General features: G+C 70.4%; 13 protein-coding genes. 9 read left to right on the top strand and 4 right to left on the bottom strand.

Annotated elements, in window-relative coordinates; translation table 11 throughout:
• Window positions 1-90 precede the first annotated feature (90 nt).
• The gene (gene parE, locus ACS5PV_RS19280; protein WP_455396958.1) at window positions 91-2,157 is read right to left on the bottom strand and encodes a DNA topoisomerase IV subunit B; all 2,067 of its coding nucleotides are present in this window, start codon (window positions 2,155-2,157) and stop codon (window positions 91-93) included.
• 305 nt (window positions 2,158-2,462) lie between these two features.
• Here parE and ACS5PV_RS19275 point away from each other — a divergent pair, with 305 nt between their 5' ends.
• The 7 genes from ACS5PV_RS19275 to ACS5PV_RS19245 all read left to right on the top strand — a co-directional run bounded on the left by ACS5PV_RS19275 (window position 2,463) and on the right by ACS5PV_RS19245 (window position 20,374).
• Window positions 2,463-2,651: a hypothetical protein gene (locus ACS5PV_RS19275; protein ID WP_455396957.1), complete on the top strand. Its 189-nt coding sequence runs from the start codon at window positions 2,463-2,465 to the stop codon at window positions 2,649-2,651.
• Between the two features lie 194 nt (window positions 2,652-2,845).
• The gene (gene treZ, locus ACS5PV_RS19270) at window positions 2,846-4,666 is read left to right on the top strand and encodes a malto-oligosyltrehalose trehalohydrolase (protein WP_455396956.1); all 1,821 of its coding nucleotides are present in this window, start codon (window positions 2,846-2,848) and stop codon (window positions 4,664-4,666) included.
• Between the two features lies 1 nt (window position 4,667).
• The gene (locus ACS5PV_RS19265) at window positions 4,668-9,590 is read left to right on the top strand and encodes a malto-oligosyltrehalose synthase (protein WP_455396955.1); all 4,923 of its coding nucleotides are present in this window, start codon (window positions 4,668-4,670) and stop codon (window positions 9,588-9,590) included.
• Window positions 9,591-9,669: 79 nt separating this feature from the next.
• Entirely contained in the window at window positions 9,670-13,077 is a 3,408-nt protein-coding gene (locus ACS5PV_RS19260) for a maltotransferase domain-containing protein (RefSeq protein WP_455396954.1), read from the top strand.
• A gap of 130 nt (window positions 13,078-13,207) precedes the next feature.
• A complete protein-coding gene (treS, locus tag ACS5PV_RS19255) occupies window positions 13,208-16,471 on the top strand; it encodes a maltose alpha-D-glucosyltransferase (protein ID WP_455396953.1) in 3,264 nt (1,087 codons plus the stop codon).
• A 279-nt stretch (window positions 16,472-16,750) separates the two neighbouring features.
• Window positions 16,751-19,015, top strand: a complete 2,265-nt coding sequence (gene glgB, locus ACS5PV_RS19250; protein WP_455397094.1) for a 1,4-alpha-glucan branching protein GlgB — start codon at window positions 16,751-16,753, stop codon at window positions 19,013-19,015.
• A gap of 150 nt (window positions 19,016-19,165) precedes the next feature.
• On the top strand, window positions 19,166-20,374 hold the full coding sequence (locus ACS5PV_RS19245; RefSeq protein ID WP_455396952.1) for a pyridoxal phosphate-dependent aminotransferase: 1,209 nt from the start codon (window positions 19,166-19,168) through the stop codon (window positions 20,372-20,374).
• Window positions 20,375-20,594: 220 nt separating this feature from the next.
• Here ACS5PV_RS19245 and ACS5PV_RS19240 read toward each other — a convergent pair whose 3' ends face one another.
• Entirely contained in the window at window positions 20,595-20,825 is a 231-nt protein-coding gene (locus tag ACS5PV_RS19240) for an alkylphosphonate utilization protein (protein ID WP_455397093.1), read from the bottom strand.
• Window positions 20,826-20,949: 124 nt separating this feature from the next.
• On the bottom strand, window positions 20,950-21,837 hold the full coding sequence (locus ACS5PV_RS19235) for a cation diffusion facilitator family transporter (protein ID WP_455396951.1): 888 nt from the start codon (window positions 21,835-21,837) through the stop codon (window positions 20,950-20,952).
• A gap of 168 nt (window positions 21,838-22,005) precedes the next feature.
• On the opposite strand from ACS5PV_RS19235, the gene greA reads away from it, so the two are divergent.
• Window positions 22,006-22,467: a transcription elongation factor GreA gene (greA, locus tag ACS5PV_RS19230; protein ID WP_455397092.1), complete on the top strand. Its 462-nt coding sequence runs from the start codon at window positions 22,006-22,008 to the stop codon at window positions 22,465-22,467.
• On the opposite strand, the gene ACS5PV_RS19225 is transcribed toward greA, so the two are convergent.
• Window positions 22,437-23,354, bottom strand: coding sequence for a LysR family transcriptional regulator (locus ACS5PV_RS19225; RefSeq protein WP_455396950.1), 918 nt, complete (start codon window positions 23,352-23,354; stop codon window positions 22,437-22,439). The two genes, greA and ACS5PV_RS19225, sit on opposite strands and share 31 nt — an antisense overlap.
• A 113-nt stretch (window positions 23,355-23,467) precedes the next feature.
• On the opposite strand from ACS5PV_RS19225, the gene wrbA reads away from it, so the two are divergent.
• Complete coding sequence (gene wrbA, locus ACS5PV_RS19220) at window positions 23,468-24,067, top strand: NAD(P)H:quinone oxidoreductase (protein ID WP_455396949.1); 600 nt, start codon at window positions 23,468-23,470, stop codon at window positions 24,065-24,067.
• Window positions 24,068-24,162: the final 95 nt, after the last annotated feature.

Raw genomic sequence — 24,162 nt, 5'->3', positions numbered from 1 at the left:
CGCGAACAAGAAAGGCCCGGCCGCTCGCGCGGCCGGGCCTTTCTCGCATGTCTGGATGCCGGGGAAGCTCGGACGCCCCCCGGTCGGTCCTCAGATGTCGAGCTCGATCTCGTCGGCGAAGACCGCCCGCTCGGAGATGAAGGCGAAGCGGGCCTCGGGCTTGTTGCCCATCAGCCGCTCGACCGTGTCGCCGGTGGCGTCGCGCGCCTCCTCCACCACCTCGACCCGCAGGAGCGTGCGCTTCTTGGGGTCCATCGTGGTTTCCTTCAGCTGGCCGGGCATCATCTCGCCGAGGCCCTTGAAGCGCCCGATCTCGACCTTGCCCGACTTGAAGGTGGTCTTGAGCAGCTGCTCCTTGTGACGGTCGTCGCGGGCATACGCGCTCTTGGCGCCCTGCGTCAGCCGGTAGAGGGGAGGGACCGCCAGGTACAGGTGGCCGCCCTCGATCAGCTCCGGCATCTGCCGGTAGAAGAAGGTGATGAGCAGCGAGGCGATGTGGGCGCCGTCGACGTCGGCGTCGGTCATGATGATGACCTTCTCGTAGCGAAGGTCGTCGTGCCGGTACTGCTTGCCGATGCCGCAGCCGAGCGCCTGGATCAGGTCGGAGAGGAGCTGGTTGGCCCCGAGCTTGTCGCGGCTCGCCGAGGCGACGTTGAGGATCTTGCCGCGCAGGGGCAGGATCGCCTGGGTGGCGCGGTCGCGCGCCTGCTTGGCCGAGCCGCCGGCCGAATCGCCCTCGACGATGAAGATCTCGGAGCCGGCGGCCCCGGCCTTCGAGCAGTCGGCGAGCTTGCCCGGCAGGCGCAGCTTGCGGGTCGCGGTCTTGCGGGCGACCTCCTTCTCCTGGCGCCGGCGCAGGCGCTCCTCGGCCCGGTCGATCACCCAGTCGAGGAGCTTGTTGGCCTGGGTCGGCGAGGCGGCGAGCCAGTGGTCGAAGGCGTCGCGGATCGCCGCCTCGACGATGCGGGAAGCCTCCAGCGTCGCGAGCTTGTCCTTGGTCTGGCCCTGGAACTCGGGCTCGCGGATGAAGACCGACAGCATCGCCGCGCAGGTCGCCATCACGTCGTCGGCGGTGACGGAGGCCATCCGCTTGACCTGGCCGACGCGCTCGGCGTGGTCGCGCAAGGCCCGCAGCAGCGCCACCCGCATCCCGCTCTCGTGGGTGCCGCCCTCCGGCGTCGGGATGGTGTTGCAGTACGAGGACGAGAAGCCGTCGTCGTTGGCGAGCCACGCCACCGCCCATTCGAGCGAGCCATGGCTGCCGGGCTTCGTGACCTTGCCGGCAAAGACGTTGTCGGCGACGAGTTCCTTGCCGTCGATCTCGCGGGCGAGATAGTCCTTGAGGCCGGCCGGGAAGCGGTGCACCGCCTCCGCCGGCACGTTCTCGACGCCCTCCAGCAGGGCAGGCGCGCAGCGCCAGCGGATCTCGACGCCGCCGAACAGGTAGGCCTTCGAACGCGCCATCTTGAACAGGCGGCGCGGATCGAACCTGTGCTCGCCGAAGATCTCGGCGTCGGGATGGAAGCGCACCTTGGTGCCGCGCCGGTTCTGCACCCGCCCGACGGTCTCGATCGGCCCCTGCGCGTGGCCGCGGGAGAAGGTCTGCCGGTAGAGCGTCTGGTTGCGGGCGACCTCGACCTCGAGCACGTCCGAGAGCGCGTTCACCACCGAGATGCCGACGCCGTGCAGGCCGCCGGAGGTCTCGTAGACCTTAGAATCGAACTTGCCGCCGGCATGCAGCGTGGTCATGATGACCTCGAGCGCCGACTTGCCGGGAAATTTCGGGTGCGGGTCGATCGGGATGCCGCGGCCGTTGTCGGTCACGACGAGGCAGCCGCTCTCCTCCAGCTCCACCTCGATGAAGCTGGCATGTCCCGCCACCGCCTCGTCCATGGAGTTGTCGATCACCTCGGCGAAGAGGTGGTGCAGCGCCTTCTCGTCGGTGCCGCCGATATACATGCCGGGCCGGCGCCGCACCGGCTCCAGCCCCTCCAGCACCTCGATCGCCGAGGCGTCGTAGCCGGCCTCCTCCGCGGGCGGGGGCACGGCGACGGGCTTGATCCGCTTCACGGCCTCGGCCTTGAGCGGGTCGGCAGGCGGCTTGGTGCCGGGCGGCTTGCCCCCCGGCCCGAACAGGTCTCGTGCGGCCTCGCTCACGCGACGGCCTCGCGGTGGGGGAAGGGCTCTGGCAGCATTCGAGGTCATCCTTTCCCTATACCGGAACAAACGCGGAACAAAAAGAGCCTTTGCGCGGCTGCGGGGTGTGGCGAACGGGCTTGGGCCGGCGGCGGAGAATCGCTCCGCCGCAGAACCCGTACCAGAGTCACCGAGACGTAAACAAATTCCCTTAAAGCCGGGTGACGGGCGCGATACTCCCCGGAACCTCGGCCGTGACCGTCCGTTGTCGGAATGGCCGCTCCCGACGCCGGACGGGAGATGCGCGCCGCAGGAGCGTTCCGACGATGAAAGCCGTCCACCGCCACGCCCGCCATCTCTCCCTCGCCCGCGCCGAGCAGGCGGCCGGCCAGGCGTTCGGCTTCGCCGAAGAAAGCGCCGCCGCGGCCGCCATCGGGATCAGCCGGGTGACGATGACGGCGACCGGCGCGGCCGTCGCCGCGGCCTTCGCGGCGACCCTCGCCTGGGCGTTCTGACGGCTTTCGCGCCGCCATCCCCAGGGACCGGCGCGTCCCGCCATTGTCGCGGGCGGCGGCCGCCTTAGCTCCCGCCTCGAGACGCTGGTGCCGCAGTGCGGGATCGACCGGCGGAACCTGCGCAATCCGACCGAATTTCCTGAGCGGCGCCCGACGCCGCTCGCACACTCTTGCTTTCGAAGGATGGTGGCCCGATGCGGCGCGCCCACAGCATGCCATTCGGTGCGGAGATCGGACCGGAGGGCGTGCGCTTCGCCCTCTGGGCGCCGACCGCGGCGAACGTCGCCCTGGTGCTCGACGGGACAGACCATCCGCTGGAGGACCAGGGCGAGGGCTGGCGCCGCGTGACGGTGCCCGGCGTGAGCGCCGGCGCCCGCTACGGCTACCGGATCGACGACGACCTCGTGGTGCCGGATCCCGCCTCGCGCTTCCAGCCGGAGGACGTCTCGGGCCTCTCCGAGGTGATCGATCCCGCGTCCTTCGCCTGGACCGACCAGGAATGGGCCGGGCGCCCGTTCGAGGAGACGGTGATCTACGAGTGCCACGTCGGTACCGCGACGCCGGAGGGCACCTACGCCGCGCTCGGCGACAAGCTCGGCGCCTTGCGCGACCTCGGCGTGACGGCGATCGAGCTCCTGCCGCTCGCCGACTTCAAGGGCAGCCGCAACTGGGGCTATGACGGCGTGCTGCCCTACGCGCCGGATTCGGCCTACGGAACGCCCGACGACCTGCGCCGCCTCGTCGACCGGGCGCATTCGCTCGGGCTGATGGTGTTCCTTGACGTCGTCTACAACCATTTCGGCCCGGCCGGAAACTACCTGCACGCCTACGCCAAGTCGTTCTTCACCGAGCGCCACCAGACGCCGTGGGGTGCCGGCATCAACTTCGACGGCAAGACCAGCGGCGAGGTGGTTCGGGACTACTTCGTCAACAACGCGCTGTACTGGCTGGAGGAGTTTCACGTCGACGGGCTGCGCTTCGACGCGGTCCACGCCATCCTGGACGACTCCGAGAAGCACTTCCTCGGCGAGCTGGCCGAGCGGATCCGCGCCGCGTTCCCTGAGCGCCCGATCCACCTGATGCTGGAGAACGAGGCCAACCAGGCCTCCTGGCTGGAGCGGGACGACAGCGGCAAGCCGCGCTTCCACAGCGCGCAATGGGCCGACGACACCCATCACGGCTGGCACATCCTGCTGACCGGCGAGGACTCGGGCTACTACGAGAGCTTTTCCGACAAGCCGGCCGCCCACCTCGCCCGCAGCCTGGCGGAGGGCTTCGCCTACCAGGGCGAGCCGTTCAAGACCCTGGACAACCACCCCCGCGGCGAGCGCTCCGCCCATTTGCCGCCCTCGGCCTTCGTCACGTTCCTGCAGAACCACGACCAGGTCGGCAACCGGGCGCTCGGCGAGAGGCTGAGCCACCTCGCCGATCCCGACAGGCTGGCGCTCGCCCGGGCCGGGCTGCTCTTGAGCCCGCAGATCCCGATGCTGTGGATGGGCGAGGAATGGTCGGCTTCGACGCCGTTCCTGTTCTTCGTCGACTTCGCCCCCGACGAGGAGCTGAACAAGGCGGTGCGCGACGGGCGCCGCCGCGAGTTCAAGAGCTTTGCCGCCTTCGCCGACGAGGAGAAGGCGAAGACGATCCCGGATCCGACCGCGGAAGCGACGTTCCGGCGCTCGAAGCTCGACTGGGCCGAGCGGGAGCGCTCGCCGCACCGCGAGGTGCTGGCCGACACCACCGCGCTCCTGCACCTGCGCCAGCGCGAGGTCGTGCCGCTGACGAAGACCGCCTGGCGGGGCGGGCGGTACGCCCTGCCGCGGCCGGACGTGATCGACGTCACCTGGTCCTTCGCCGGGGGCAGCATGCGCTTCGTCGGGGTGTTCGGCGGCGAGTCGTACGAGCCCGGGCCGCTCTCCGGCCGCGTCGTCTGGCGCTCTCCCGCCGTCTCGCAGGACGAGGACGGCACCCTGGTTCTGCCCGCCTGGTCGGGCGTATTCGTGAAAGAGGTCGCTTGAGATGGCCGTGACCGAGGATGTCGTCGCGCGGCTCGCCGATGAGGCGGGCATCGCCGCGGACTACACCGACGCCTTCGGCCGGCGCGTCGAGACCCCGCTCGCCGTGCGCCAGGGGCTGCTCGCGGCGCTTGGCCTGCCGGCGGGGAACGACGCGGAGGCGCAGACGAGCCTAGAGCGCATCTGCTCTCTGCGTCACGGCCTGGTGCCGCCGCTAGTCCCGGTCGAGGCCCGGCGCGCCGCCCGGGTCCCGGTGCGGCCGGGGGAGACCTCCGGCACGGTGAGCTGGCGCGTCGTCGACGAGCGCGGCACGGCGCGCGACGGGCGCGTGGCCCTGTCGCCCGAGGCCGGCGCGATCGAGCTGCCGCCGCTCACACCCGGTTACCACCGCCTCACCGTGAGCCTGGGCGACCTGCGCGCAGAGGCCACGGTGATCGCCGCGCCGCAGCGCTGCTGGCGACCCCGCGCGCTCGGCGACGAGGGCGCGCGCGACTGGGGCCTCGCCGCACAGCTCTACGGCCTGCGCTCCGAGACCAATCTCGGCATCGGCACCTACGCCGATGCGGGCCGGGCCGCGGCGGATGCCGGCGCGCGGGGCGCGGCCTTCCTGGGCCTCAGCCCGGTCCACGCCCTGTTCTCGACCGATCGCCAGAAGGTCTCGCCCTACTCGCCGTCCTCGCGGCTGTTCCTCGAGACGCTGTTCATCGATCCGACGTCGCTGCCGGGGCTTCCCGGGAGCCGGGCCGAGCGGCTTTTGAAGGACGCGGAGCCCGAGATCGCGCGCCTGCGCGACGCCTCGCTCGTCGACCATGCCGGCGTCTGGCAGGTCTTGAGCCCGGTACTTGAAGCCCTGTGGCTCGACTCGCCGGCCCGGGCCGGGCGGGACACCGAGTTCCTCGCTTTCCGCGCCGCGGGCGGAGAGAACCTGGAGGCCCACGCCACCTTCGAGGCCTTGGCCGAGCATTTTTCGCGGAACGGCGCCAACTGGCTCGGCGACTGGCCGGAGGCCTATCGCCGCAACGGCACGCCGGAAGTCGGGGCCTTCGCGGCCGAGCAAGAGGAGCGCGTGTCCTACCACGCCTGGCTCCAATTCCTCGCCGACCGGCAGCTCGCCCGCGCCGCGGCGCAGGGTCTGGCCACGGGCATGCGCCTGGGGCTCTACCGCGACCTCGCGGTCGGGGCCGACCGGGGCGGCTCGGAGATCTGGTCGCACCCCGAGCGCTTCGCCGCCGGGCTGTCGATCGGCGCCCCGCCGGACATCCTGGCCCCGAACGGCCAGGATTGGGGCCTGCCGCCCTTCGACCCGCTGGAACTGGAGCGCGACGGCCTCGCGGCCTTCCGGGCCCTGGTCCAGGCCAACATGCGCCACGCCGGCGCGATCCGCATCGACCACGCCTTCCAGCTCGCCCGGCTGTTCCTGATCCCGGTGGGCGAAGGCGCCAAGGGCGGCGCCTACGTGGCGATGCCGTTCGAGGCGATGCTGGCGGTCCTGCGCCTCGAGAGCCACCGGGCGAAGTGCCTCGTCATCGCGGAAGACCTCGGCACCGCGCCGGCCGGCTTCTCCGACGCGCTGATGCAGGCGGGCATCCTCAGCTACCGCATCCTGTCCTTCGAGCGGGGGGAGGGCGGGTCGTTCAAGCGCCCGGCCGAGTACCCGCGCGACGCGCTCTGCGCCATCACCACCCACGACCTGCCGACCTTCGTCGGCTGGTGGCGCGGGGTCGACACGGAGCTGCGCCAGTCGCTCGGCCTCTACGACGCCGACCGTGCCGGTTCCGAGCGCGAGGAGCGCGTCCACGAGCGCCGGCGCCTGGCGGAAGCGCTCCACCAGGAAGGACTGATCCCGACGAACGACGTGCCGGGCGAGCCGCCCTTCGAGGCCGCGGTGCGCTTCCTCGCCCGCGCCCCGTCGGTTCTGACGGCCGTGCAGTACGAGGACATCCTCGGCGAGGTGAGCCAGGCCAACATGCCGGGCGTCACCGAGGGTTACCCGAACTGGCGGCGCAAGCTCGACCGCGACCTCGCGGCAATCGCCGCACCGGGCGGGCCGCTCGCCAAGCTCGCCTCCTCGCTCGCCGCGGAGGAGCGCGGGCCGCGTTCGGGCGCCGCGCGGCTCGCCTCGCCGCCGCCGCGGGCGACCTACCGGCTGCAATTCCACAAGGACTTCACCTTCGACCACGCGGCGAGGATCGTCCCGTACCTGGCGAAGCTCGGCATCAGCCACGTCTACGCCTCGCCGATCCACAAGGCGCGGCCGGGCTCGATGCACGGCTACGACATCGTCGACCACCGCGAGATCAACCCGGAGCTCGGCGGCGAGGAGGCGTTCGTTCGCTTCAGCGACGTCCTGAAGAGCCACGACCTCAAGTTCCTGCTCGACATCGTGCCCAACCACATGGGCGTCGGCGGCGCCGACAATCCGTGGTGGCTCTCGGTGCTCGAATGGGGCGCGCTGTCCCCGGCGGCCGACGCCTTCGACATCGACTGGGGGCGCTTGGGCGCCCGCAACAAGCTCGTCGTGCCCTTCCTCGGCGACCGCTACGGCGAGGCGCTGGAGAAGGGCGACCTCAAGCTCGCCTTCGACCCGGAGGAGGGCGGCTTCAGCGTCTGGCACTTCGAGCACCGCTTCCCGGTCAACCCGCTGAACTACCCGATCATCCTCGACCGGGCGCTCGCGGCGCTGCCGGAGGTCGGCGACGAAGCCTCGGCCGAGGTGCTGTCGATCTCAGAGCGCCTGCGCCGGATGGGCGACGAGACCAACGCCGAGCGCCAGGCCGCCTTCCCGGACGAGGCCGAGGGGCTGAAGCGCCGCCTCGCCCACGCGGTCGCGGCCCCGTCCCACCTGAAGGCGGCAATCGATCGGGCGGTGACCCTCGTCAACGGCTTCAAGGGCCACCCCGACAGCTTCGGTGCCCTGCACCGCATCCTGGAGGCGCAGGCCTATCGGCTGGCGCATTGGCGGGTCGCGGCGAGCGACATCAACTACCGCCGCTTCTTCGACGTGAACTCGCTCGCCGGGCTCAAGGTCGAGGACCGGCGGGTGTTCGAGGGCGCGCACGCGATGCTGTTCCGGCAGATCCGCGAGGGGCGGATCGACGGGTTGCGCATCGACCACATCGATGGCCTCGCCGATCCGGCGGGCTATGCCCGCGCGCTCCAGGCGGCGCTCGGCCCCGGCTTCTACATCGTGGTGGAGAAGATCCTGGAGCCGGGCGAGAAATTGCGCCCCTGGCCGATCGCCGGCACCACCGGCTACGACGTGCTCAACCAGATCGACGGGCTGTTCGTCGACCAGGACAAGCGCGAGGCCGTCGCAAAGCTCTATGCCGGGGCGACCGGCATGGACGAGCCCTATCCGTGGCTCCTGCGCAACGTGAAGGGCGAGATCCTGGAGACCAGCTTCGCCAGCGAGCTGGAAGTCCTGACCTCGGACTTGAAGCAGATCGCGGATGCCGACCGGCGCACCCGCGATTTCTCGGTCAATGCCCTGCGCCAGGCCCTGTCGGAGATCATCGCGCGCTTCCCGGTCTATCGCAGCTACCTCGGCTCGGACCTCGACGAGAACGAGATCGAGCCGGAGGACCTGAAGCTGATCGGCGACACGGTCCGCAGGGCCAAGCGCCGCTCCAGCCTGCCCGACCGCTCGGTGCACGACTTCGCCGAACGGGTTCTTCTCGGGCGCCTCGACACCGAGGGGCCGGGCCGGCCCGACCCGGAGGCGGTGCGCCGCTTCCGCCGCCGCTTCCAGCAGCTCACCGGCCCGGTGATGGCGAAAAGCCTGGAGGATACGCTGTTCTACCGCTTCGTCGAACTCCTGGCGCTCAACGAGGTCGGGGGCGATCCGGGCGAGTACGGCCTGAGCGCAGAGCATTTCCACGCGCTCCAGGCGGCGCGTGCCCGCGACTGGCCGAACGCGATGATCACCACGGCCACCCACGACACTAAGCGCGGCGAGGATGCCCGCACCCGGCTGCTCGCCCTCTCGGAGCTTCCGGAGGAATGGGCGGATGCCTGGGCCCTCTGGGGCGAGCTGGTCAAGCCGCACCTCTCCGAGGTCGAGGGCGAGGCGGCGCCCGACGCCAACGACCAGTGGATGTTCCTGCAAGCCATCCTCGGTGCCTGGCCGCTGGAACTGCTGATGGAATCTCCGAAGCAGGAGGACGTCGAGGAGTTCCGCAAGCGCCTCGGGGCATACGCCGAGAAGGCGATGCGCGAGGGCAAGCGCCGGTCGAGCTGGGTCAACGTGGATGAAGCCTACGAGGGCGCGGTCGCCAGGCTGTTCGACGCCCTGGTGGCGCCGGGCTCGGAGTTCCTGCGCGAGTTCCGGCCCTTCGCCGAGCGACTGGCGCGCATCGGGATGGTGACGGGCCTCGCCCGCTCGGCGCTCAAATGCACCCTGCCGGGCCTGCCCGACATCTACCAGGGCACGGAGTTCTGGGACTTCTCCTTCGTCGATCCCGACAATCGCCGCCCGGTCGACTATGCCGAGCGCGAGGCGGCGCTCTCTCAGGATGCACGCCTCGAGGACCTGCTCGCCGCCTGGCCGGACGGGCGGATCAAGCAGGCGGTCCTCGCCCGCCTGCTCGCCGACCGCGCGACGCATCCGGGCTTCTACGCCGAGGCCGACTATGCCCCGGTCGCCGCCGAAGGCTTGGGCGCCGATCGCGTCGTCGCCTTCCTGCGCCAGGACACGACCGCGGGCTCGGAGGCCGGCGACCTGCTGGTGGCGGTGCCGCGCCGGGTCGCCGCCGAGGAGGGCCCGAACCTCGCCGGCGCCTTCGCTGGAACCAGCCTTCCGGTGCCCGAGGGCAGCATCTGGCGCGACCTGGTGACCGGCGACGAGGTCCGCGCCGAGGGCGGACGCGTGAGCGTCGAGCGACTCTTCGCGCGCCTCCCCCTGGCGGTTCTGCGTCAGTCCGCCAGTTGACACCCCGGGCTCAGCCGGACCCGAGGGTCCGGCTGAGCCCGCCTGAATGGATCGAGAGAGAGCAGGCAGGATCGGGCCGATGAACGTACCCCGCACCAGCACCAAGCCGGCGAAGCGCACCCGCGAGGTGACGCCGCTGCCGGCCACCCTGGCGCCGCTGGCGGCCGGACCGCGGATCTACAACCTGTTCCCGCTTCTGGTCGGCCGGGTCTCGGCCTGGACCGTCGAACTGCCGCGCATCGCGGAACTCGGCTTCGACTGGGTCTACCTCAACCCGTTCCACCAGACCGGCGGCTCGGGCTCGCTCTACGCCGTCGCCGACCCCGACCGGCTCGACGAGCGCCTGCGCGACCTCGACGGCACGCCGGACGACGAGCAGATCCGCCGCTTCTGCGAGGCCGCGGCCGGGCACGGCCTGAAGATCATGACCGACTTGGTGGTGAATCACGCCGCCAACGACGGCAAGCTGGCGCACGAGCGCCCGGACCTGTTCGTGCGCGACGCCTCCGGCGCGCCGGTGAGCCCGCACGCGGTCGATCCCGACGATCCCTCGAAGATCACTGTCTGGGGCGACCTCGCCGAGTTCGACTACGTCGCCTCCGGCCCGCGCACGGCGCTGACCGAGCTGTGGAACGGCTACATCGCCCGGCTCCAGGGCCTCGGGGTCGCGGGCTTCCGGTGCGATGCCGCCTACAAGGTGCCGCCGGACGTGTGGCGCACCCTGATCGGCGCCGCCAAGGACCGCGACCACGCCGCGCTGTTTGCCGCCGAGACCCTGGGCTGCACTTTCGAGGAGGCGCGGGCCACGGCAGAAGCCGGGTTCGACTACCTGTTCAACTCCTTCGCCTGGTGGGACCTGAAGGCGCCCTGGGCGCTGGAGCAGTACGAGCGCCTGCGCATCCTGGCGCCGTCGATCGCCTTCCCGGAGAACCACGACATGCAGCGCCTCGCCGCCTCGCTGGAGGGCGGGCCGGAGGCCGTGGCTGCCGAGCTGAAGAGCCGCTACGCGCTCGCCGCCTTCTTCTCCGCCGGCGTGCTGCTGCCGATCGGTTACGAGTGGGGCTACGCGAAGCCCCTCCATGTGGTGGAAACCACCCCCGAGAGCCGCGAGCACCATACCGGCATCGACATCTCGGGCTTCATCGCGGCGGTCAACCGCCTGCGCGCCGACCTGCCGGCGGCCAATGTCGAGGGGGCGCAGTGGCGCCTCTCGGCGCCGGATGCGGCTTACGTCGCGCTGATCCGGATCGATACCGGCCATCCCGGCTCGGCCGAGAACGCCGTGATCGTGCTGCACAACCCGACGGACAGACCGGTCGCGGTCGATCCGGCGCCGCTCATCGCCGGCACCGGCGGCGAGTTCGGGCCGTTCCAGGACCTGACGCCGGAGGTGGCCCCCCTGGTCTTCCGCGCCGACCAGTCAATCGGCCTGGAGCCGCGCGCGGTGCGCATCCTCGCCGCCCGACGCATCGGCGCGATGCGCCGGCCGCGCCGCACCACCCCGGGTGGGGAGGGGCGCGTCGTCATCGAGGCGGTATCGCCTGAGATCGACGGCGGCCGCTCGGCGATCAAGCGGGTCGTCGGCGACCAGGTCCACGTCGAGGCCGACATCTTCACCGATGGGCACGACGTCATCAACGCCGCGGTCCTGTCGCGGCTCGCCGGCGAGACCGAGTGGCGCCGCGACCCGATGCTGTTCGTCGACAACGACCGCTGGCACGGGCACTTCCCGCTCACCCGCAACGCCCGCTACGAGTACACCGTCGAGGCGTGGCGCGACGACTTCTCGTCCTGGCTGCGGGGGCTGGAGAAGAAGCGCAAGGCCGGCATCGACGTGCGGCTGGAGACGCAGGAAGGCGTCGGGCTGGTGAAGAAGGCGGTCGCCCTCGCCGAGGGCAGCGACGCCGCCGCGCTGAGCGGCCTCGTGGCGGCCCTGGAGGCCGACGAGCCCGGCTCGGCCGCGCAACTTCAGCGCCTCCTGGAGCAGACGGCGCTCATCCACCGCAATTCCGAGCGGGTGAACCTCTCGCGCTATCCGGTGGTGCTGGAAGTCGTCGCCGACCGGCTCGCGGCCCGGTTCTCGGCCTGGTACGAGATTTTTCCGCGGTCGCAATCCGGCGACCCGAACCGCCACGGCACCTTCGACGACGTGATCGCCCGTCTGCCCGAAATCCGGGAACTCGGGTTCGACGTGCTCTACTTCACGCCGATCCACCCGATCGGCCGCACGAACCGCAAGGGCAAGAACAACTCGCTGAAGGCCAAGGACGGCGATGTCGGCTCGGTCTACGCCGTCGGCGCCGAGGAGGGCGGCCACGAGGCGGTGCATCCCGACCTCGGCACCCTCGACGATTTCCGGCGCCTCGTCGCGGCGAGCCACGCCCACGGCATGGAGGTGGCGCTCGACTTCGCCATCCAGTGCTCGCCGGATCACCCGTGGATCAAGCAGCATCCGGAGTGGTTCGACTGGCGGCCCGACGGCACGATCAAGTTCGCCGAGAACCCGCCGAAGAAGTACGAGGACATCGTCAACGTCGATTTCTACCGCGAGGGCGCCCTCCCGTCGCTGTGGGTGGAATTGCGCGACATCATCGTCGGCTGGGTCGAACTGGGGGTGAAGATCTTCCGGGTCGACAACCCGCACACCAAGCCGATCCCGTTCTGGGAATGGATGATCCGCGACGTCAACGACCGCTACCCGGACGTGCTCTTCCTCGCCGAGGCCTTCACCCGGCCCAAGATGATGAAGAAGCTCGCCAAAGCCGGATTTCAGCAGAGCTACACCTATTTCACCTGGCGCAACACCAAGGACGAGCTGGCAACCTACTCGACGGAGCTTGCCGGCGAGATGGGCGAGTATTACCGGCCGAACTTCTTCGCCAACACGCCGGACATCAATCCGGTCTTCCTCCAGACCAGCGGCCGGCCGGGCTTCGTCATTCGGGGAACCCTGGCGGCCACGCTGTCGAGCGTCTACGGCATCTATAACGGCTTCGAGCTCTGCGAAGCCGCGCCGGTGCCGGGCAAGGAGGATTATCTCGACTCCGAGAAGTACGAGCTGAAGGCCTGGGACTATTACCGGCCCGGCAACATCCGCGACCACATCATCGCGCTGAACCGCATCCGGCGCGAGAACCCGGCCCTCTGGGATTTTCGCAATGTCGTCTTCACCCCGGCCTGGAACGAGCAGATCCTCGCCTACCTGCGGATGACGCCGTCCGGCGACAACGCGGTGTTCTGCATGGTCAACCTCGACCCGAGGAACCGCCAGGAATGCACCTACGAGGTGCCGCTGTGGCAGCTCGGCCTGCCCGACGACGGCGCGGTCGAGGTCGAGGACCTGCTGCTCGGCTACAAGTTCGAGCTGCGCGGCAAGACCCACCGCATCGCCCTCGACCCGGCCGAGCGGTCGGTGGTGATCTGGCGGCTTCGCCGCCCCGAGCGCCTTGCGGCGCCCGGCGGCGCGTGGCAGCACGGCTCCGCCTAGCCGGTAGCGTATCGGCGCGGAGGGGCGGCCCTTCGCGCCAGCAGGCAATCCGAACTCTCCCCGGCGCCCCGCGTTGAGCCAACGCCCAAAAGCCTGGCGCCACGACCCGATCGAATGAGGCTCTGACGCGATGATCGATCGCACCGATCCGCAATGGTACCGTGACGCCATCATCTACCAGGTGCACGTCAAGTCCTTCTTCGACGCGAACAACGACGGCATCGGCGATTTCGACGGCCTGACCGCGAAGCTGGACTACATCCGCGACCTCGGCGTCACGGCGATCTGGGTGATGCCGTTCTATCCCTCGCCCCTGCGCGACGACGGCTACGACATCGCGGATTACCGCGACATCAACCAGTCCTACGGGACGATGGACCAGTTCCGCACCTTCGTCGACGAGGCCCATGCCCGGGGCCTGCGCGTCATCACCGAGCTCGTCATCAACCACACCTCGGACCAGCACCCCTGGTTCCAGCAGGCCCGCAACGCCCCGAAGGGTTCGGAGTGGCGCGACTTCTACGTCTGGTCGGACACCGACGAGAAGTACACCGACACCCGCATCATCTTCCTCGATACCGAGGCCTCGAACTGGACCTGGGATCCGGTCGCCAAGGCGTATTACTGGCACCGCTTCTACTCGCACCAGCCCGACCTGAACTTCGACAACCCGAAGGTTCTGGACGCGGTGATCGAGGTGATGCGCTACTGGCTCGACATGGGCGTGGACGGGTTGCGTCTCGACGCGATCCCCTACCTGATCGAGCGGGACGGCACCAACTGCGAGAACCTGCCCGAGACCCACACGGTCATCAAGAAGATCCGCGCCGCCCTCGACGAGTCCTATCCCGACCGGATGCTGCTGGCGGAAGCCAACCAGTGGCCGGAGGAGACGGCGCAGTATTTCGGCGACGGCGACGAATGCCACATGGCGTTCCACTTCCCGCTGATGCCGCGGATGTACATGGCCATCGCGCAGGAGGACCGGCACCCGATCACCGACATCATGCGGCAGACGCCTGAGATTCCGGACGGCTGCCAGTGGGCGATCTTCCTGCGCAACCATGACGAGCTGACGCTCGAGATGGTGACCGACAAGGAGCGCGACTACCTCTGGAGCTTCTACGCCGCCGACCGGCGGGCCCGCATCAACCTCGGCATCCGCCGCCGCCTCGCGCCGCTGCTCGAGAACGACCGGCGCAAGATCGAGCTGATGAAGTTCCTGGTCCTCTCGATGCCCGGCACCCCGGTGCTGTATTACGGCGACGAGATCGGCATGGGCGACAACATCTATCTCGGCGACCGCGACGGCGTGCGCACGCCGATGCAGTGGTCGCCGGACCGCAACGGCGGCTTCTCGCGCTCCGACCCGGCCCGTCTGTTCCTGCCGACGATCCAGGACCCGATCTACGGCTTCGACGCGGTCAACGTCGAGGCGCAGGCCCGCGCCCAGACCAGCCTGCTCAACTGGACGCGGCGGATGATCGCGATCCGCAACAACCACGTCTCGCTCGGGCGTGGCGGTCTTCGCTTCCTCTATCCGGACAACCGCAAGGTGCTCGCCTGGATTCGTGAGCACGACAACGAGCGGGTGCTCTGCGTCGCCAACCTGTCGCGGGCGCCGCAGGCGGTGCAGCTCGACCTCTCGGATCTTCGCACCGCGGTGCCGGTGGAGCTGACAGGCGGCACCTCGTTCCCGCCGATCGGCGACCTGCCGTACCTGCTCACCATGCCGGCCTACGGCTTCTACTGGTTCTCGCTCTCGACCGCGAATACCGGCACGATGGGCCCGAGCCCGGAGGCGCCGGAGCTGTTCACGCTGGTGCTCACCGGCGGGGTCGAGACCCTGATGCGGGGCCGCGAGCGCCAGGCCTTCGAGCGCACGGTCGCGCCGCGCTTCATCGGCTCGCGGCGCTGGTTCGGCGCCAAGGGCACCCGCATCCGCGGGGTCGAGGTGACGGACAGCGCGATCCTGCCCGCTTTGAGCGGCAGCGGCGGCTTCCTCCTGCCGCGCATCGCGGTCTCGCTCGCCAACGGCGAGACGCAGGACTACTTCGTGCCCCTCGCCGTCGACGAGGGCCGCGAGGACGAATCGCTCATGGACCACGCGGTCGCCCGGGTCCGACGCGGCCCGCGGATGGGCCTCCTCTACGGCGCCGCCTCCTCGCCCGACTTCGCGCTGGCGATCGTCGACGCGATGCGCCATGGCCGCGAGATCGCCTCCGAGAAGGGCAGCATCCGCTTCAAGGCGACCTCGCTGTTCGACCCCGAGCTGGAGCTCGACCCGGCCGACATCCGCCGGCTCTCGGCGGAGCAGAGCAACACCTCGATCGCCTTCGGCTCGCGGCTGATGCTGAAGCTCCTGCGCCGGCTCCAGCCGGGCGCGCATCCGGAGGTCGAGGTCGGCCGCTTCCTCACCGAGGAGGCCGGGTTCAAGAACACCCCGGCGCTGCTCGGCGTCGTCGAGCATGTCGGGCCGGACGGCACGACGACGGCGCTCGGCCTGCTCCAGTCCTTCGTGCGCAACCAGGGCGACGCCTGGACCCTGATGCTCGAATACCTGCGGCGCGACCTCGACACGATCGTGCTGGTGCCCGAGAGCGAGGCGCACTCGCCGGAGGAGACCTTCGCCACGCATCTGCGCTGGGCGGGGCTGCTCGGCCAGCGCACCGCCGAGATGCACAAGGCGCTCGCCACCGAGACCGCCGACCAGGCCTTCGCAGCCGAGCCGTTCACGGACGAGGACCTGTCGGCGCTCGCCGCCGACACCCGTCGCCAGGCCGAGAAGGCCCTGCGGGCCTGTGCCTCGCTCGGCTTCACGGCGCCCGAGAGCGCGCAGGAGGCCGCCTCCGCGATCGTTTCCGCCAAGGCGGAGATCGAGGCGCTGATCGCGTCCCTGAGCCGTGAGGCGCCGAAGGGCGCCCACCGCACCCGCATTCACGGCGACTATCATCTCGGTCAGGTGCTGGCCTCGCAGGACGACCTCATCATCGTCGATTTCGAGGGCGAGCCGTCGCGCCCGGTGGACGAGCGCCGGGCGAAGTCGACGCCGCTGCGCGACGTCGCCGGCATCCTGCGCTCGTTCGCCTATGGCGGCGAGACGGTGACCCGCGAGGTCTCCTCGCGCTTCGCCGAGGCCGGCGAGCGGGCGAAGACCGCCGTCGCGGCCTGGCGCCAGATGGTCAGCGGCGCGTTCCTCCAGGCCTACGCCGCCACCGTGCAGGGCAGCCGCGCCGCGGTGACCGACGAGGGCACCCACGATCGCCTGCTGCGGCTCTGCCTGCTGCAGAAGGCGCTCTACGAGATCGATTACGAGGCCAACAACCGTCCGGACTGGATCGAGATTCCGGCCCGCGGCGTGCTGGCCATCCTGGAAGACCAGAAAGGGGCGTGACCCATGGACGACGAGACCAGCGCCCGGAAGCCGGCCGCTCGCCGGCGCCAGACCGACCGCAACCTTGAGACGAGCGTGACCGAGAGCGTGACGACCGGAAAGCCCGGCAAGGGCACGAGGGTGAAGGCGAGCCTCGTGCCGCCGGTGACCGTGAAGGCCAAGGCCGCCAAGGACAAGGCCGGCAAGGACGCGGCGGGCAAGGACGCGGCAAGCAAGACGACCGGTGACGGGTCCTCCCGCAAGCGTGCCATCAAGCACGTCTCGCTACGCGTCGCCGCGATGCAGGCGGCGGCCTCGCCCCGCGTATCGGGGCCAGCCCCGACGCGGCCCGCGCGGCCGCCGGTGCCGGGCCGGGCCTACGCGATCCATCCCGACGCCGTCGAGGCGATCATGCGCGCCGAGCACGGCGATCCCTTCTCGGTGCTCGGTCCCCACCAGACCGGCGACGGCCAGTGGGAGGTGCGCGCGGTGCTGCCGGAGGCGCGCGCCGCCACCCTGGTGCTCGGCGACACCCGCGTGCCGATGGAGCGGCGCCACCCCGCCGGCTTCTTCGTCGCGACCTTCGCCCACGACCGGCGGCCGGATTACCGCATCGCCGTCGAGGGCTGGGACAACACCGAGCGCACCCGCCGCGACCCCTACGAGTACGGCGCCACCCTCAACCAGCAGGAGATCGGCCTGCTGCGCGACGTCGGCAACGACGCCGTGCACCGGGTGCTCGGCGCGCAGGCGGTCGAGATCGGCGGCACGCCGGGCTTCCGCTTCGCGGTCTGGGCGCCGAACGCCCGCCGGGTGTCGGTGGTCGGCGACTTCAACGACTGGGACGGCCGGCGCCACCCGATGCGGCTGTGGCAGGATGGCGGCGTCTGGGAGCTGTTCATCCCCGAGCTGAAGAAGGGCGGGCACTACAAGTTCGAGATCCGCGGGCCCGACGGCGCGCTCCTGCCGCTCAAGGCCGACCCGGTGGCGTTCGCGGCGCAGCAGCCGCCCGAGACCGCCTCGCGCCTCGAAGGCCTTCCGAAGCCGGCCTGGCGCGACCAGGCCTGGATGCAGAGCCGCAACGCGCTTGACCACCGCCACGGCCCGATCTCGATCTACGAGGTCCATCTCGGCTCGTGGGCGCGGGTGCCGGAGGAGGGCAACCGCTATCTCACCTACCGCGAGCTTGCGGCCCGCCTCATCCCCTACGCCAAGGAGATGGGCTTCACCCATATCGAGCTCCTGCCGATCACCGAGCACCCGTTCGACGGGTCCTGGGGCTACCAGCCGGTCTCGCTCTACGCGCCGACCAGCCGCTTCGGCTCGCCCGAGGATTTTGCCGAGTTCGTCAACGCCGCGCACGAGGCCGGCATCGGCATCCTGCTCGACTGGGTGCCGGGCCACTTCCCCCTCGACGCCCACGGCTTCGGCCTCTTCGACGGCACCCACCTCTACGAGCATGCCGACCCGCGCCAGGGCTTCCACCAGGACTGGGGCACCTACATCTACAATTTCGGGCGCACCGAGGTCTCGGCCTTCCTCGCCTCGAACGCCCGGTTCTGGCTCGAGCACTACCACCTCGACGGTCTGCGGGTCGATGCGGTGGCCTCGATGCTCTACCTCGACTATTCGCGCCGGGCGGGTGAGTGGATCCCGAACCAGTACGGCGGCAACGAGAACCTGGAAGCCATCGACTTCCTGCGCAAGACCAACGAGGCGACCTACAGCCACGCCCCCGGCACGATGACGGTGGCGGAGGAATCGACCTCCTGGCCCGGCGTCTCGCACCCGACCTATACCGGGGGCCTCGGCTTCGGCTTCAAGTGGAACATGGGGTGGATGCACGACACCCTGCGCTTCATCTCGAAGGAGCCGGTGCATCGCCGATACCACCATCACGACCTGACCTTCGGGCTGCTCTACGCCTTCTCGGAGAACTTCATCCTGCCCTTGTCCCACGACGAGGTGGTGCACGGGAAGGGCTCGCTGCTCGGCAAGATGCCGGGCGACCGCTGGCAGAAATTCGCGAACCTGCGCGCCTATTTCGGCTTCATGTGGGGGCATCCCGGCAAGAAGCTCCTGTTCATGGGCGGCGAGTTCGGCCAGGAGAAGGAGTGGAACCACAACCAGAGCTTGGACTGGCATCTCCTGGAGGATTCCTTCCACGCCGGCCTCAAGGCGCTGGTGCGCGACCTCAACCACCTCTACGCCGCGACGCCGGCGCTCTACGCGCGGGACACCGAGGCCGCCGGCTTCCAGTGGCTGGTCTCGGACGATGCCGAGAACAACGTCATCGCCTGGGCCCGCAAGGGCCGCGAGCCGGGCGAGATCGCGATCGTGGTGTCGAACTTCACCCCCGTCGTGCGCCACGGTTACCGCATCGGCGTGCCGATGGCCGGCCATTACCGCGAGGCGTTCAACTCGGACGCCGAGGGCTATGGCGGCAGCAATGTCGGCAATTACGGCGGGGTCGATGCCGTGGCGGAGGCCTCGCACGGTCAGGAGCACTCGCTGATCCTGTCGCTGCCGCCGCTCGCGACGCTGATCCTGGTGCGGCAGGGCTGAGGCTCGACTAGCCGGCGCGGCCCTGCCGGGGCCGCGCCGGCTCTCCCTGGCTCCGGCCGGGGCGTCGCGCTTGTCGTCCCTTCCGGCTTGCGCCGCGGCGCGCCGCTTGCGAAGCCTTGGGCCTCGAATCGCTTCGCTTGAGGCCCACGCATGACCGTCCCGCCCCTGCCCGACACGTTGCCGCCGGTGAGCCGCGAGGCGGCCGGGGTGCTGCCGAGCGGCATCGGCGAACTCGTGGCCTACGGCGTCGAGCGGCCCGGGCTGATCCCGCTCTGGGTCGGCGAGGGCGACCGGCCGACGCCGGCCTTCATCGCCGAGGCGGCGCAGCGGGCGCTTCGCGACGGCGCCACCTTCTACACGAGGATGCTCGGCATCCCGTCCTTGCGCGAGGCCCTGGCGGAATACGTTTCGCGGCTCTACGGCGATCCGGTCGGGCCCGGGCGCTTCTTCGTGACGGTGGGCGGCATGCACGCCTTCCACACCGCGATCCGCATCGCCGCCGAGCCCGGCGACGAGGTGGTGCTGCCGAGCCCGACCTGGTCGAACTTCTTCGGCGCGGTCGCGATGCAGGGCGCCCGGCCGGTCCCGGTGCCGATGCAGTTCGACGCGGCCGCCGGCTGGAGCCTCGATATCGCCCGGATCGCCGCGGCGATCACCCCGCGCACCCGCGCCATCGTGCTCAACACCCCGGCGAACCCGACGGGCTGGGTCGCGACCAAGGGGGACCTCGAGGCGGTGCTGGCGATCGCCCGGCGGCATCGGCTGTGGATCATCGCCGACGAGATCTACGGTCGGTTCTGCTTCGATCCCGCGCACGAGGCCGCGGGCCGGGCACCATCGATCCGCGACGTCTGGCAGCCGGAGGACCGCGACCGGGTACTGTTCGTCCAGACCTTCTCCAAGAACTGGGCGATGACCGGCTGGCGGGTCGGCTGGCTGGAGGGACCGGAAGCGATCGGGCGGATCGTCGACGGGCTGGTCCTCTACGGCACCTCGGGCGTCGCCACCTTCCTCCAGCACGCCGCCGTCACGGCGATCCGGGAAGGCGAGGCGCTGGTGGCCGAGCAGGTGGCGCAGGCGCGCGCCGGGCGCGAGATCGTCTGCAACGCGCTCCGCGCCGTGCCGGATGTCGAGCTGCCGGCGCCGCCCGGCGCCTTCTACGCCTTCCCGCGGGTACCGGCCGAGCCGGACGATGTCCGCCTCGCCAAGCGCCTCGTCGACGAGGCGGCTATCGGCCTCGCCCCGGGCTCGGCCTTCGGGCCCGGCGGGGAAGGATTCCTGCGGCTGTGCTTCGCCCGCTCAGCGACGGATCTCACGGAGGCGATGCGCCGGATGGTGCCGGTGTTGATGCCGCGATGAGAATTGATTGGCCTGAACGATAGATTCTTGTCCTACCCGCGACCTCATCCTGAGGTGCCGGAGCGGTAGCGGAGGCCTCGAAGGAGGGATCCAGCTCGCTCGGAGACGTCTGGAAGCCTCCTTCGAGGCTCCCTGTGGTCACACCTCAGGATGAGGTTGCGGGTGGGATAGAAAAACAGTCGAGCGGCTGCTTTCGCTGGTCAAGCGGGATCAGAAGAGTTTACCGCTTACGCACGAACTCCGTGCGCAGCACCAATCCCTTGATCGTGTCGTGGCGGCAATCGATCTCGTCGTCGCTGTCGGTGAGGCGGATCGAGCGGATCACCGTGCCCTGCTTAAGGGTCTGGTTGGCGCCCTTGACCTTCAAGTCCTTGATGAGGGTCACCGAATCGCCATCGCTGAGGATGGCGCCGGAGGCGTCTCGAACCTGCCGGATTGCGGCCGCGCTCATCTCCCCGGCGGGGCGCCACTCGCCCGTCGCCTCGTCGTACACGTAATCGTCGTCCGCCACGTCCGTCCTCCGTCGTCGCGGGCGTTGTCACAGGCGGAGGAAGTCCGCCGCAAGGGGCGGGGCTTCAGATAACCGGGAGGCCGCGCTGCTTGGCCTCCTCGGCCGGCTCGACGTGGATCGTCACGACGGCGCCCGCGACGGCGCTCTCGATCGCCGATTCCAGCCGGTCGCAGATGGCGTGCGATTCCGCCACCGTCATCTCGCCCGGGACGACGAGGTGGAAGTCGATGAAGGTGACCTGGCCGGCGTGGCGGGTGCGCACGTCGTGGGCCTCCAGCGCGCCCTCGCCGTGCTCGGAGATCAGCCGGCGGATCTGTCCCACCATCTCGGCGGGCGCCGCCTGGTCCATCAGGCCGCTGACCGAGTCGCGCACCATCGCGCCGCCCGACCACAGGATGTTGAGCGCCACCACCACGGCGATGACCGGATCGAGGATCGCCCAGCCGGTCGCGGTGGCGAGGCCGAGCCCGATCAGTACGCCGCCGGAGGTGAACACGTCGGCCAGCACGTGCTTGCCGTCGGCGACGAGCGCCGGCGAGCGCCAGTCGCGCCCGCGCCGGACCAGCATCACGCCCCAGACCAGGTTGATCACGGTGGCGAGCCCGTTCACCGCGACGCCGACGAGCGGCGCGTCGAGCATCTTGGGCGCCTGGAGCGCGTCGTAGGCGTCGCGCAGGATCACCACCGCGGCGACGATGATCAGCGCGCCCTCGATCACCGCCGAGAAGTACTCGGCCTTGTGGTGGCCGTAGGGGTGGTCCTGGTCGGCGGGTCGGGCGGCGACGCGCAGGGCCACGAACGCGGTCATCGCCGCCACCACGTTGATGATGCTCTCGAGCGCGTCGGAATAGAGCGCGAGGCTCCCGGTGATCCACCAGGCGCCGAACTTGAGGGCGAGCACCAGGAGGCCGACCCCGGCGCTGGCGAGGGCGGCGGCTTGCGCACGTTCCATGACGATGTTCCGAGATTGGTCGTGGCCGCGCCGCGGGAGCCTTCCGCTGCGGCGCGGCGCCGCTCCCATACGGCGACGGGGGCCGGAAGGCCACGGCACAGGTCATAGCCCGGGCTAAGTGCACGGAGCGCGCGGAACCTTGGCATGACCCCGCGCATTGCCCGTTTCATGAGCATCGCCTTCGTTCGCGAGAAGGAGGGTGGGGAGGCCTTCGAGGATCTCCCCGACCGTCCCGTCTCCCCGCATCCGAACTTCGTCACGCCGGAGGGCCTTGCCCTCATCGACGCGGAGCTGGACCGGCTGCACACCGAGCATGCCGGCCTGTCGCCCGACGACAAGGCCAACATGGCGCGGGTGAACCGCGACCTGCGCTACTGGACCGCCCGGCGCAACTCGGCCCAGGTGGTGGAGCAGCCGCCCGGCGACACGGTGCATTTCGGCTCGACCGTCACCATCGCGCGCGAGGACGGCTCGGAGCAGACCTTCCATATCGTCGGCGAGGACGAGGCCGATCCGGCCAAGGGGTCGATCGCCTACGTCGCGCCGCTCGCCCGCGCGCTCACCGGCAAGCAGGCCGGCGACGCCGTCGAGGTGGCGGGTCACGAGGTCGAGATCGTCTCGGTCCGCTGACACGGGACGCGGCCCTCGATCAGGTCGCGCTCGCGGGCGATCGCGTCGCCGACGAAGTCGAGGAAGGCCCGCACCCGGGCGGCCCGGCGCAGGTCCGGATGGGTGAGGAGCCAGAGCCCGGCGGCCAGCGCCGGCTCCGGCTCGGAGAGCCGCACGAGATCGGCCCGCCGGTCGCCGATGACGCAGGGCAGGGGACCGATGCCGATTCCGGCCTCGACCGCGTCCGCCAGCCCCTGCACGGTGTCGAGGCGCAGCACGATGCGCTCCGGCGCCGTGCGCTCCTGGACGTAGCGCGCGACCGCCGCCGCCCCGAGCCGGGGCGCCGGCGAGACCCAGCGCCGCTCGGGCATGGGCGTGCCCGGGTCGAGGTCGGCCCGGCCGTAGAGCGCCCAGGCGATGGTGGCGAGGCGACGCCCGACCAGGGTGTCCGGCGGATCGTTGGTGGCGCGCAAGGCCACGTCGGCGTCGCGCTTGGCGAGGTTGAGCGCCTGCTCCGACACCACCACGTCGAGGCGCACGTCCGGGCAGCGGGCGCAGAAGGCCGCGAGGATAGGGGTGAGCAGGCCGGTCAGCAGCGAGGCCGCGGTGGTGATGCGCAGCTCCCCGGCGGGGCTCAGGCCCTGGCCCTCGATCCGGCGGGTGAAGGCCAGCACCTCCTCCTCCATCCGGGCGGCGATGCGCGCCATCTCCTCGGCCGCCGGCGTCGGCACGTAGCCGGTGCGGTGGCGCTCGAACAGCGGCGTGCGCAGGGCCGCCTCGATCTGGCCGAGGCGCCGGAAGGCGGTGGAGTGGTTGATGCCGAGCCGCTCGGCGGCCTGGGTCAGGCCGCGCTGGTCGGAGATGGCCTTCACCAGCCGGAAATCGTCCCAGGCGAGGGCGGCGGTCACGTCGTGCGGCTCCTGACCTTGCGTCGATGCAAAAGCGGGCTTGCACCATAGGGCATTTCCGGCGGGCCTGCGATCCGCGATGGTCCGCGCCGAAACCGACAGGAGTTCCCCCGATGGCGAAGGTTCTGGTTCTCTACTACTCGACCTACGGCCATATCGAGCAGATGGCCTATGCGGTGGCCGAGGGCGTGCGCGAGGCCGGCGCCGAGGTGGTGGTCAAGCGGGTGCCCGAGCTGGTGCCGGAGGAGATCGCGAAGAACTCGCACTACAAGCTCGATCAGGCGGCGCCGGTCGCCACCGTCGACGAGCTGCCGTCCTACGACGCGATCATCTTCGGCACGCCGACCCGCTACGGCAACATGGCCTCGCAGATGAAGAACTTCATCGACCAGACCGGCGGTCTGTGGGCCAAGGGCGCGCTGATCGGCAAGGTCGGGTCGGTGTTCACCTCGACCGCCTCGCAGCATGGCGGCCAGGAATCGACGATCCTGAGCTTCCACACCGTGCTGCTGCATCAGGGCATGGTGGTCGTCGGCCTGCCCTACAGCTTCCAGGGCCAGCTCGGCACCACCGAGGTGATGGGCAACTCGCCCTACGGCGCCTCGACCATCGCGGGCGGCGACGGCAGCCGCCAGCCGAGCGCGGTCGAGCTGGAGGGCGCCCGCTTCCAGGGCCGCCACGTCGCCGGCATCGCCGGGAAGCTCGCCGGCTGAGGCATGTCGCCAAAGAAAAAGCCCGGAAGGATCCGGGCTTCGAAGGCGGAAGGTCGATGGGGGCTTAGGTGACCTTCTAGGCCCCTTCAACGCGG

Source organism: Methylobacterium sp. Gmos1, assembly GCF_053764715.1.
Note: the sequence above shows the minus strand (reverse complement) of the source record. Positions and strands in the feature narration are given on the sequence as shown.

What these genes read in the sequence shown, in the direction of transcription:
- ACS5PV_RS19260 (WP_455396954.1), top strand. Translation starts at nt 9,670, where the DNA reads ATGAACGTACCCCGCACCAGCACCAAGCCGGCGAAGCGCACCCGCGAG.
- treZ (WP_455396956.1), top strand. Translation starts at nt 2,846, where the DNA reads ATGCGGCGCGCCCACAGCATGCCATTCGGTGCGGAGATCGGACCGGAG.
- glgB (WP_455397094.1), top strand. Translation starts at nt 16,751, where the DNA reads ATGCAGGCGGCGGCCTCGCCCCGCGTATCGGGGCCAGCCCCGACGCGG.
- ACS5PV_RS19275 (WP_455396957.1), top strand. Translation starts at nt 2,463, where the DNA reads ATGAAAGCCGTCCACCGCCACGCCCGCCATCTCTCCCTCGCCCGCGCC.
- greA (WP_455397092.1), top strand. Translation starts at nt 22,006, where the DNA reads ATGAGCATCGCCTTCGTTCGCGAGAAGGAGGGTGGGGAGGCCTTCGAG.
- treS (WP_455396953.1), top strand. Translation starts at nt 13,208, where the DNA reads ATGATCGATCGCACCGATCCGCAATGGTACCGTGACGCCATCATCTAC.
- wrbA (WP_455396949.1), top strand. Translation starts at nt 23,468, where the DNA reads ATGGCGAAGGTTCTGGTTCTCTACTACTCGACCTACGGCCATATCGAG.
- ACS5PV_RS19245 (WP_455396952.1), top strand. Translation starts at nt 19,166, where the DNA reads ATGACCGTCCCGCCCCTGCCCGACACGTTGCCGCCGGTGAGCCGCGAG.
- ACS5PV_RS19240 (WP_455397093.1), bottom strand. Translation starts at nt 20,825, where the DNA reads ATGAGCGCGGCCGCAATCCGGCAGGTTCGAGACGCCTCCGGCGCCATC.
- ACS5PV_RS19235 (WP_455396951.1), bottom strand. Translation starts at nt 21,837, where the DNA reads ATGGAACGTGCGCAAGCCGCCGCCCTCGCCAGCGCCGGGGTCGGCCTC.
- ACS5PV_RS19265 (WP_455396955.1), top strand. Translation starts at nt 4,668, where the DNA reads ATGGCCGTGACCGAGGATGTCGTCGCGCGGCTCGCCGATGAGGCGGGC.